Annotated in this window: 10 protein-coding genes; 5 read left to right on the top strand and 5 right to left on the bottom strand. The window is 71.3% G+C overall.

The window, feature by feature from the left end:
* Nucleotides 1–24: 24 nt before the first annotated feature.
* Nucleotides 25–1140: a zinc-binding dehydrogenase gene (locus EV379_RS12820; RefSeq protein ID WP_130506483.1), complete on the bottom strand. Its 1116-nt coding sequence runs from the start codon at nt 1138–1140 to the stop codon at nt 25–27.
* 110 nt (nt 1141–1250) lie between these two features.
* Here EV379_RS12820 and EV379_RS12815 point away from each other — a divergent pair, with 110 nt between their 5' ends.
* Nucleotides 1251–2672, top strand: a complete 1422-nt coding sequence (locus EV379_RS12815) for an amidohydrolase (protein ID WP_130506482.1) — start codon at nt 1251–1253, stop codon at nt 2670–2672.
* Nucleotides 2673–2746: 74 nt separating this feature from the next.
* On the opposite strand, the gene EV379_RS12810 is transcribed toward EV379_RS12815, so the two are convergent.
* Nucleotides 2747–3487: an SDR family NAD(P)-dependent oxidoreductase gene (locus tag EV379_RS12810; protein ID WP_207226252.1), complete on the bottom strand. Its 741-nt coding sequence runs from the start codon at nt 3485–3487 to the stop codon at nt 2747–2749.
* Nucleotides 3488–3579: 92 nt separating this feature from the next.
* Here EV379_RS12810 and EV379_RS12805 point away from each other — a divergent pair, with 92 nt between their 5' ends.
* The gene (locus EV379_RS12805) at nt 3580–4548 is read left to right on the top strand and encodes an aldo/keto reductase (RefSeq protein WP_130506481.1); all 969 of its coding nucleotides are present in this window, start codon (nt 3580–3582) and stop codon (nt 4546–4548) included.
* Nucleotides 4549–4562: 14 nt separating this feature from the next.
* Here EV379_RS12805 and EV379_RS12800 read toward each other — a convergent pair whose 3' ends face one another.
* Both EV379_RS12800 and EV379_RS12795 read right to left on the bottom strand, forming a co-directional pair.
* A complete protein-coding gene (locus EV379_RS12800; protein ID WP_130506480.1) occupies nt 4563–5327 on the bottom strand; it encodes a hypothetical protein in 765 nt (254 codons plus the stop codon).
* Between the two features lie 35 nt (nt 5328–5362).
* Nucleotides 5363–6127 (bottom strand): alpha/beta fold hydrolase, encoded by a 765-nt coding sequence (locus EV379_RS12795; RefSeq protein WP_130506479.1) that lies wholly within the window; start codon nt 6125–6127, stop codon nt 5363–5365.
* Nucleotides 6128–6313: 186 nt separating this feature from the next.
* On the opposite strand from EV379_RS12795, the gene EV379_RS12790 reads away from it, so the two are divergent.
* From EV379_RS12790 to EV379_RS12780, 3 genes are all read left to right on the top strand, one after another.
* Entirely contained in the window at nt 6314–7312 is a 999-nt protein-coding gene (locus EV379_RS12790) for a methyltransferase (protein ID WP_130506478.1), read from the top strand.
* An 80-nt stretch (nt 7313–7392) separates the two neighbouring features.
* A complete protein-coding gene (locus tag EV379_RS12785; protein WP_130506477.1) occupies nt 7393–8448 on the top strand; it encodes a phosphotriesterase family protein in 1056 nt (351 codons plus the stop codon).
* On the top strand, nt 8445–9521 hold the full coding sequence (locus EV379_RS12780; RefSeq protein ID WP_130506476.1) for a phosphotriesterase family protein: 1077 nt from the start codon (nt 8445–8447) through the stop codon (nt 9519–9521). The genes EV379_RS12785 and EV379_RS12780 overlap by 4 nt, the downstream gene beginning before the upstream one ends.
* Nucleotides 9522–9575: 54 nt before the next feature.
* Here EV379_RS12780 and EV379_RS12775 read toward each other — a convergent pair whose 3' ends face one another.
* Complete coding sequence (locus EV379_RS12775; RefSeq protein WP_130506475.1) at nt 9576–10169, bottom strand: TetR/AcrR family transcriptional regulator; 594 nt, start codon at nt 10167–10169, stop codon at nt 9576–9578.
* Nucleotides 10170–10181: the final 12 nt, after the last annotated feature.

The following is a 10181-nucleotide window of genomic DNA, read 5'->3' as shown; positions in this document are numbered from 1 at the left end:
TGTCGTCCTTCGCGGGGTGGGCGCCTACGGCAGGCAGGGGTCGATGACGGCCTTGATCTCGCCGAGTGACGACATGGCGGCGATCTTGGCGGATGCGGCGGAGAGGCCGACGGGCTCGCTGAACAGCTCGTCCCACGGCATCCGGTCGGCGAAGGAGCGGAAGAACTCGATCGCCCGGTAGTAGTCGGCGATGTCGCCGTTGAGGGAGCCGACGACCGTGAGCTCCTTGCCCATGATCGCCGAGAGGGTGATCGGCTGGCCGGTGGGGCCGGTGGAGCCGACGACCACGACGGTGCCGCGCTGGGCGGCCATCGCGATGGCCTCCGGGCCGACGCTCGGGGCGCCGGCGAAGTCGAGCACGAGGTCGGCGCCCTGGCCGTCGGTGAGCTCCAGCACCCGGGCGATCGTCGCCTCCGAGCCGTCGGCGATGTCGACGACGGCGTCGGCGCCGAAGCGGCGGGCGGCGGCCAGGCGGTCGGCCGGGGCGCCGACGGTGATGACGGTGCCGGCACCGGAGAGGTGGGCGACGGCGGTCGCGAAGATGCCGAGCGCGCCGGAGCCCTGGACCACGACGCGGGAGCCCGGGCGCACGCCGCCGGCGCGCTGGAAGGCGCGCAGCACGGTCTTGGCCGCGCAGCCGGCCATCGAGGCCCAGGTGTCCTTCACCTCGGCTGGCAGCAGGAGCTTGGCGGCGCCCGGCGTGACGTAGGCGTGCTCGGCGAGGCCGGCCGTCGCGTACGGCGGCACGTCGGAGCGCTGCAGGAACCCGTAGCCGCGGCGCGAGCAGGCGACCGGCTCGCGCAGCACGGTGCAGCCGAAGCACTGGCCGCAGGTCGACTCCGACCAGCCGATGCGGTCGCCGACGGAGAGGGGCCGGCCGAGCGCGTCGCTCGTGCCGGGGCCGAGCGCGACGATCTCGCCGACCATCTCGTGGCCGAGCACCATCGGCAGCATGCCGGGGAACGACATCTTGCCCTGCCAGATCTCGATGTCGGTGCCGCAGAGCGTGGTGCAGGCGATGCGCACGAGCGCGGCGCCCGACTCGATCTCGCCGGGGAGCGGGATCTCCTGCAGCGTGAGCTCTTCGCCGTGTGCGGTCAGCACGGCTGCGCGGGTCGTGGTCGGAAGGGGAATCGTCATTGAATGCTCCTTTGCGCGGCCATCTCGGATCGCAACACTGTCGCGCCGGCCGCCGGTTTGGGATATTCTACATACGTTGACTTAAATTGCGAACCTCTCAAGGAGGAGATGTGCAGCGATCTGATCGGGATGGATCCGATACCCCAGCCGAACTCGTTTTCCGTGGCGGGACCGTGCTGAGTCTGGATGCCGCGGACACGCGGGGGACGGCGGTTGCGGTGCGTCACGGGCGGATCGTGCTCGTGGGTGGCGATGACGAGGTGCTGCCGCTCATCGGGCGCCGCACCCGAGTGATCGAGCTCAATGGGCGGGCCGTCATCCCCGGCATCAATGATTCGCACCTGCACGCCGCGTGGCTTGGCGCGATGTGGCCGAACACGGTCTTCGGCGACATCGCCGGGGGAGCCCCGGCCTTCGAGGGTGACCCGCACGACGCGGCCGAGGCCGCCCCGCTTCTCGCAACGGCCGCCGAGATCCGGGCCGCCATCTTGCGCGCGGGTGAGCTCGCGGCATCCCTCGGCATCACCAGCTACACCGAGCCGGGGCTCGGCCCCGGCGAGGATGCCGGTGCGACGGGGTGCTTCGGTCAGGCGGTGCTGGATGAGTACGTAGCGCTCGAGGCCGAGCGGGCGCTCACCGCGCGCGTCAATGTGCTCATGCTCTACGGAGTGCTCGATGGTCCGAGCGAGCTGCACAGCTTTACCTCACGGCTGCGCGCCACCGAGCGCGAGACGGAGCGCCCGGCCTGGCTGCGCGTCGCCGGCGTCAAGATCTTCGCCGACGGCATCCCGCCGATGCTCCAGGCCTGGACGCATCGGCGGTACCCGGACGGCTCATCGGGCGGGCTGCTCGTCGCCGGGCTTGATGGCGATGAGCGCGAGGCCAATCTGCGCCAGATGATCCTGGCCGCCCATCGGGCTGGATTCCAGGTCGGTGTGCACGCGACGGGCGACCGCACCATCGAGGTCGTCGCGGACGCCGTGGCCGAGGCGATGGCGGAGACGGCGACGGAGCTGCGTCACTACGTGATCCATGGCGACCTCGTCACGCGCGAATCGTTGGACGCGATGGCGCGGCTCGGCATGGGGATCAACGTGCAGGCCGGCATCGCGGTGCTGACCTCAGGGTGGGTCGCCGGCGTGCTCGGCGAGGAGGTTGCTGCCGCGGCCTGGCCGTTGGCCGAGGCGCTCGCCGCAGGGGTGTCGCTGTCGCTGAGCTCGGACGCGCCCGTTCTCGCGCCGGACTGGCGCGAGGGCGTCGCCGCTGCCGATGTCTGGATGGGGCCGGCCGCCGCCGGCGCCGAGGAACAGCGGATGCTCGACTTGCTGCGCGCATACACGGTCACCCCGGCGAGGCAGGACGGCGCGGACGCGTGGAAGGGCACCCTCGAGCCGAAGAAGGTCGCCGATCTCGCGGTGCTCGCGGTGAATCCGCTGAGCGTCACGCCGGCCGAGCTGCCGGGTGTGGCCATCGACATGACAGTGGTCGACGGTGACGTCGTCTTCGAGCGGGCGGTGGCGCTGGTCGGCTGAGAGTGCCCGACGACGAGGGTGGCCCCGCAGCTGTGCGGGGGCCATCTTCGTTCGCCGATCACGTGCCGGGTCGCTCAGGCCAGCAGCTGACCCCCATCCACCGGCAGGCTCACGCCGGTGATGTGGCCGGCGCCGGGGCCCGCGAGGAAGAGCACGGCCGGTGCGATGTCATCGACGGCGGCGAACTTGGCCAGCGGGATGCGTGACTCCCAGGCCACCCGGGCCGGTGAGCCCGCCGGCATCCCCATCTGCAGCATCGGGGTCAGAACGGGGCCGGGGGCGACCGCGTTGACGCGGATGCCGTGGCCGGCGAGCTCGATCGCTGCCCAGCGGGTGAGCGAGTCAACGGCAGCCTTGCTCGACTCGTATGCGCCCATGCCCGGCGTCGGTTGCTTGCCGCCGATCGAGGAGATGTTGACGATCGTCCCCGGGGTGCCTGCGGCGATCATCTGGTTCGCGACGGCCTGGGTCACATTGAAGGTGCCGACGATATTCACGTCGACGATCGCCTTGTAGGCCCCGGCGGCGAGCTCGGTGATGGCGCCGTGCACCGAGAGGATGCCGGCGTTGTTGACGAGCACGTCGATGGGGCCATGGTCGGCGGCGACGGCGGCGACCGTTGTCGCGACGGCGGCGGGGTCGGTGATGTCGAGCGCGACGGATGCCGCGCCGAGCTCGGCGGCGACGGCGGCGACGGCGTCACCGTTCACATCGGCGAGCACGACGCGGTCGCCCTGGGCGAGAAAAGCCTCGGCGATGCCGCGGCCGATGCCGCCGCCTCCGCCGGTGATCAGCACGGTACGGGATTCGGTCACGGTGGAAACTCCTTCGTCTCACGCCTGAGCGGCGCATGGGGTTATATTATCCAAACGTAGAAAATAAAGCGATGTCGCTTCGAGGAGACCCCATGACTTTCAGAGGAACCGTTCCCACTCGCCGCCTCGGCCCCGCCGGCCCGGAGGTGCCCGTCTTCGCGCTGGGCTCGTGGAACACCTGGGACCGGATGGAATTCGACGCCGCCGTGGCTCTCATTCGGCGGGCGGCCGAGGTCGGGGCCGCGTTCTTCGACGTCGCCCACTACAACATGGGCCCGCACGCCGAGAACGCCCGCACCGACCTGATCTTCGGCGAGGCCGTGCGCGCCGCCGGGCTGTCCCGGGAGGACTACCTGCTCTGCGGCAAGCTCTGGCTCTGGGAGTATCCGGCGACGAGCTTCGCCAGCCAGATGGAGACCTCACTCTCCCGCATCGGCATCGAGAAGGCCGACACCGTCGTGGTCGGCGACTACATGAGTCCGATCGACGTGCGGCAGATCGTGACGGATGTCGCGGCCGAGATCGCTGCAGGCCGCTTCGACAGCTGGGGCGTCAACAACTGGCAGGCGGCCGACATCACCCTCGCGCTCGACGTCGCCGAGGCCGAGGGCCTCACGCCGCCCACCTTCGCCCAGCTGAAGTACGGCCTCGCCCGGCGCACCATGGCCGAGGGTGCGCACTACGGGGAGCTGTTCAACTCCGGCCGGCTCGCGCTGCAGGCCTCCGACGTGTTCGAGGGCGGCATCCTCGCGGGCAAGCTCGCCCCAGAGCGGAAGATCGGGGCGGATGTCGGCGGCATCCGCGAGCAGATCATCGCCGTCTACCCCGAGCTCACACGCATCGCCGCCGGCCTCGGCGCGACGCCGACGCAGCTCGGCATCGCCTTCTGCCTGGCCAACCCCGCCACCGCGAACGTGCTCTTCGGGGTGTCGCGGATGGAGCAGCTCGAGGACAACCTCGGCGCCCTCGAGCTGCTGGAACGGGTCGGCGCCGGCGAGCTGCTGGCCGCCACCGCAGGTCTCTGGGTGGACCGGGCCGTCAACGCGGACGGCAGCTGGTAGCCGCCGAAACCCGGCTAGCGTTCCAGCCTGGCGATGCGGTCCGCCACCGCCAGGAGCTCCGGCGACGGCGCCGAGCGCGCCGCGCCCGCCTCGGGGAACAGCACCTCGACCCCTGCTCCCACCGCCGCCTGGATCTCGGCCGCCAGCAGGTGGCCATCGACGAGACCGGGGGTGGCGATCCCGCCTGCGCCCGTCCACCGCTCGCTCCAGCGCACCATCCGCGCGACGAGTCCGCTCGGCAACCCGAGCGCATGGGCGTCGAGCCGGTCGTCGGTCATTCCGATGAGCGGCGAGCGATCGACGAGCGGGAGCCCGCCACGGCTCGGGGTGAGCAGCACGCGACTCGGCGCCCGGCCGGGCGTCCAGCGGTGCTCGTTCATGTCGATATCGCGGGCGAGCACCCCGACTGCCTCCTCGGAGAGCAAGCGGATCTGCTCGATGATGCCCGGGACCGGTGCCGCAGGCGAGCCGTCGTCCAGGTAGAGCACAAGGGCCCGGTCGTGGAGCGCGCGCTGCAGTTCCGCCGCCAGCAGGTGGCCGTCGACGAGGTGCGTGAGTCGCGCCGCGTCGCTCGGCCACTCGAAGTCGGAGTCCATTGCCGTCTCGAAGCGTCGATTCCACGCTCCGAGGCGGTCCTCCAACGCCGCCGGGAGCCCGAGCATGCCCGGCTCGAACGGCCCGAACCACTTCTCCGGCGATGGCGAGCGATCCCACAGCGGCAGCGCCACCGTGTACTCCGCCATCAGGATCACGCGCGTGGGAAAGGGAGTGGCCCGCATGCCCCGACCTTACGGGACGCGGGCCGGGATGTCGCTCAGCCGAGGAAGTCGAGGGCCGCAGCCCGGAACTCGGCCGAGCCGAGCGCGCCGTGGTGGTCGCCGGGGACGTGCAGCAGCGCGGCATCCGGGACCAGCTCGACGAGGGCCTCGATGCCGCCGGTCATCATGTCGTCGCTGCCGGCAACGAACAGCGTGGGCGTGTGCGGGGCGCCCGACGGCGTCGCATCGCTCGCCGCCGGCCCGGGCAGGAAGGGCTCGCCAGCGAGACCGTCGATGAGGGTGATCAGGGCGTCGGGGTCGTTGCCTGGCGCCGACACCATCTGCGCCATCATGCCGAGGAGCGGGGAGTCCGGTTCGGCTGCGCCGCTCGCCGCGGCTCGGAGGGCGGCGGTGTCGAGCTGGGCGAAGGGGTCGAACGGGCTCAGGCCGCCGAGCACCAGGCGGCGCACGCGCGGGTTGGCCGCCGGGAGCTCCCAGGCCAGGCGCGCGCCGAGCGAGTAGGCCACGACATCCGCCTGCTCGGCGCCGGCCGTGGCGATGGCCTCGTCGATGGCCTCGCTGAGCGCGCGCACCACGGCGCCGGTGCCCGCGCACCCCGCGACGGCCGCCGCATTGGCGCCGTGGCCGGGCAGGTCTACGACCACGGCGGTGCGCCCGGCGGCGGTGGCGGCCTCGTGCCAACCGGTGCCCAGCCAGTCAGCCGTGCCGGAAGACGCGAAGCCGTGGATGAACACCACGGGCGGTGCCCCGGCGGCGTCGCCGGTGCTCGCGGGGGAGAAGGTCTGCACGGAAAGGGCCATGGCTGCACTCGCATTCGCTACGGGGCGCCTCGTCGCGCCCGTCGTTATTCTACGCACGTTGACAAAGATGGCGAACCGAGCCCGCGACGCTTGCATGTTTATTGTCAACGCTTGTAGAGTTTCCGGAGACCGCACCAGACGCGGGCCGCGCACCGCAGCCGGCCCCGCACTCCGAAGGAGAACACCATGACGGCAACGCAGCCGATCACCGCAGCAACCCCCGAGGCCATTCTCGACATCGCGATCGGCTTCATGGGCGCCAAACAGCTCTTCGCCGCCAGTCGGGTCGGCCTGTTCAACGCACTCGCCGATGGCACCCGTTCGCTCGACGAGCTGACCGCCGCCACCGGCGTGCCCGCGCAGCAGCTGCGCATCCTCGCCGACAGCATGACCGCGCAGGGTTTGCTCACACGTACCGACGGCCGCTATGCGCTGACCCCGGACGCCGCGGCCTACCTCACTGCCGATGGCGCCGGCATCGACCTCACCCCGTTCCTCGCCTTCCTCAACGACATCAGCTACAAGCAGTGGCTGCGCTACGACGACACCGTCGACTCCGGTGCGGCCGGAACGCTCGAGCTCGACGAGAGCGGCTGGGGCGACTTCATGGCCGGCGTCATGACCTACAACGAGCTGCACGCCGAGCAGCTCGCCGCCAACTTCGACTTCTCCCGCTACCGCAACGCGCTCGACTTCGGCGGGCTGAGCCCGGCGTTCGCCGTGAACGGCATGAAGGCCAACGCCGAGCTGAACACCCGTTTCGTGTTCGACCCCGCCTTCACCGACTCGGTGCAGCACGCCGTCGACGCCGCGGGGGTCTCCGGGCGCTCCACCGTCGAGGGTGGCGACACCGCCACCGCAGAGCCGGGTGGCGAGCACGACCTGGTGCTCGTGAACCACGTCATCCACCGCTTCGACGACGCGCAGAACCGCGCCATCTTCGCGAACGTCCGCGCGGCCGCCGCACCGGGCGCCCACCTCGTCGTGCTCGACTTCTTCCTCGACGACAGCCCGGTGCAGCGCAAGATCGACGCCCTGCACGCCGGCGAGTACTTCAACATCGACGGCACCGTGGTCTACCCCGAGTCGACCGTCGCCGAGTGGCTGGGTCAGTCCGGCTGGAAGCCCGTCGAGACGATCGCGCTGCCGGGAAGCCCGCGCATCCTGGTGGCCGAGGCGGTCTAACCGCCGCACGACCACCCGCCGGCCGGAGTTCCCTTGCTCCGGCCGGCGGTGTGCACACCCGGAGCACCGAAGGAGTGTCCATGTTCGTCTCGACCGTCAGCGGGCCCGCCGCGCCGGAATCGCTCGGCATCACCCTGCCGAGCGAGCACCTCATCGCCGACTTCGCGACACCGGAGGACTCGGAGGCCGGCTGGCGCCGCGTCGGGCGCACGCGCCCGACGGCCGCCGCCGAGGCCGCGTTCCACGAGTCCGCGGTCCGCATCGAGATGCTGGGCGCACTCAACCTGGGCGCCCCGAACCGCGACAACCTGCGGCTGGACCACGAGCTCCTCGCCATCGCGGAGGCCGGCGAGTTCGGCCGGCTGGGCGGCGGGGCCATCGTCGACCAGACGAGCACCGGCCTCGGCCGGAACCCACGCGCCCTCCGCCGCATCGCCGACGCCACCGGCCTCGCCGTCGTGATGGGGGCGGGCTGGCACCACCCGGCGTGGAGCCCAGAGCTGGCCGACCGCTCGACGGAGAGCCTCGCCGCCGAGATCGCGGCGGAGCTCGAGGCGGGCGTCGACGGCATCCGTGCTGGCTTCATCGGGCGGATCGGTGCGATCGACCCCGGCGTCGAGCTCGAGCGGCGTCTGCTGCTCGCGGTCGCCGCCGCCGCCAGGCAGACCGGGGCGCCCGTGAACATCGCGCGCTCCGCGACCATCGCCGACACGCTCGCCGTGCTCGACATCCTCGAGGCGGAGGGCGTCGGCGCCGCCGCGATCGCCCTCGGCGACGGGGCGGCCCTCCTCGCCCGCCCGGAGGAGCTGGACGCCGTGCTGGCGCGCGGCGTCTACGTGCAGTTCGACCAGCTGGGAGACATCCCGACCATCCTCACCGAGGTGAGCGACCACGACATCGCGCAGGGCGTCCTCGGCCTCGCCGCCCGCGGCCTGGCCGGGCAGCTGCTCATCTCCCAGGGCGTGCGGCGCAAGATCGACCTCAACGCCTTCGGCGGCAACGGCTACGGCTTCATCCTGGAGCAGTACCTGCCCTACCTGCGCATGTTCGGGGCGGATGACGGCCTGCTCACCCTGCTCACCGAGGCCAACCCGCAGCGCTGGCTCAGCATGCGCGCACCGGGGGCGGGCTCGTGAACACCGCCATCCCGATCCCGAACATCGCCGGCCAGGTGCTCTCCGTCACCGGCCCGGTGGCCCCGGAGACGCTCGGCCAGGTGCTCATGCACGAACACATCTTCATCGACATCCGGCGCCCGCTGCACAACCCGCGGCCGGGTCGGGGAACCCCGGAATCGATGGAGCCGCTCGGCCTGGCGAACCTCGCCGCGGTGCGGCGGGGCCGCATCATCGAGCACAACGACCTGCTCGGCGACTTCGACGAGATGCTCGCCGAGGTGGGGGAGTTCCGCGCCCAGGGCGGCGGCACCATGGTGGAGGTCTCCAACACCGGGCTCGGCCGCGACGCCCGCTCGCTGGCCCGGCTCTCTCGCGCCAGCGGCCTGCAGATCGTGATGGGCGCCGGCTGGTACGAGAAGAACTTCCACCCGGCCGACATGGACGAGAAGACCGTCGAGCAGATGACCGGGGAGATCGTGCGCGACATCGCCGTCGGCGTCGACGGCACCGCGGTGCGCTCCGGCATCATCGGCGAGGTCGGCGTCGAGGGCAACCCGCTCACGCCGAACGAGCTGAAGAGCGTGCGCGCCAGCGGGCGCGCCTCGCGCATCACGGGCGCCCCGATCGCTTTCCACCAGGGCGGTTTCGGCGAGGAGAAGTTCCGGGTGCTCGACATCCTCGAGGAGGAGGGCGTCGACCTCAGCCACGTCGTGATGGGGCACGCGGGCACGCTCGGCGACGACCTGCCCTTCGCGAGGCGGCTCCTCGCCCGCGGCGTCCTGGTCGAGTTCGACTTCCTCGGCACGCCGGGCAGCCCGTGGGGCACGCTCTGGCCGTTCACCGACCGCGCGGTGGCCCGGGGCGTTGCAGCGCTCGTCGACGACGGCCACGCCGACCGGATCGTGCTGGGCGGCGACGTCTGCCAGCGGGTGCAGCTGAAGCGCTACGGCGGCCAGGGCTACGGCTACATCTCCGAGCACTTCCTGCCCGCGCTCGGCAGGCTCGGGGTGGGCGATGACGCCATCCGCGCCATCATGGTCGACAATCCGGCCAGGGCGCTCAGCTTCCGGGAGCCTCGCGCCGCGCTCTGAGGTTTCGACACGCTCAACCAGCGGGAGTGTCCGCAGGTCGAGCGTGCCGAGATCCTACGGTCGGGTCAGCCGCTCCAGGAAGGCATCGAGGTGAGCCTTCTGCAGTTCCGGCGTGCTGTGTTCCGGGTCCATCAGGCTGAGCAGATTGGCGCCGACGTTCAGCGCGACGAGCTCGTCGATCAGCTGCTCATCGGGGGTCTCGCTCAGGATGTCGCCATCCTCACGACCCTCGGCGATGAACTGGGCGAGCGCCTGCCGCCAGGTGGCGAGGTGTTGGGCGTAGATCTCGTGCAAGTGCTCGTTGGACGCGGCGCGCTCCCAGAAGGAGAGCAGAACCCGCCCTGCGGTGATGCGCTCGGCGTCCAGCGGCAGTGCCGCGAGGCTCATGCCGCGCAGCGCAGCGATGCCTCGGCTGTCGCCGATGCCCTCGCTCACGCCCTCACTCATCTGGGCGAGCGAGAGCTCGTAGGTGCCCTGGATGATGTCGTCCTTGCCGGGGAAGTAATGCTTGAGTGCCCCATTGGCGAAGCCGGCCTCCGCGGCGATCTCGCGCATGGTCGCCGCCTCGATGCCGCCCTGAATGATGAGACTGCGCGTCACCGCGATGATGTCGCGGCGCCGTTCGTCGTGATCGATCACCTTGGGCATGCAGGCCCCCTT

This window comes from Microterricola gilva, assembly GCF_004217495.1.
Classification (GTDB): Bacteria; Actinomycetota; Actinomycetes; order Actinomycetales; family Microbacteriaceae; genus Microterricola; species Microterricola gilva.
This window is presented reverse-complemented; position numbering and strand designations above follow the sequence as displayed.

Coding starts and splice junctions, on each gene's coding strand:
- EV379_RS12820 (WP_130506483.1), bottom strand. CDS start 1,140: ATGACGATTCCCCTTCCGACCACGACCCGCGCAGCCGTGCTGACCGCA.
- EV379_RS12805 (WP_130506481.1), top strand. CDS start 3,580: ATGACTTTCAGAGGAACCGTTCCCACTCGCCGCCTCGGCCCCGCCGGC.
- EV379_RS12800 (WP_130506480.1), bottom strand. CDS start 5,327: ATGCGGGCCACTCCCTTTCCCACGCGCGTGATCCTGATGGCGGAGTAC.
- EV379_RS12795 (WP_130506479.1), bottom strand. CDS start 6,127: ATGGCCCTTTCCGTGCAGACCTTCTCCCCCGCGAGCACCGGCGACGCC.
- EV379_RS12790 (WP_130506478.1), top strand. CDS start 6,314: ATGACGGCAACGCAGCCGATCACCGCAGCAACCCCCGAGGCCATTCTC.
- EV379_RS12785 (WP_130506477.1), top strand. CDS start 7,393: ATGTTCGTCTCGACCGTCAGCGGGCCCGCCGCGCCGGAATCGCTCGGC.
- EV379_RS12775 (WP_130506475.1), bottom strand. CDS start 10,169: ATGCCCAAGGTGATCGATCACGACGAACGGCGCCGCGACATCATCGCG.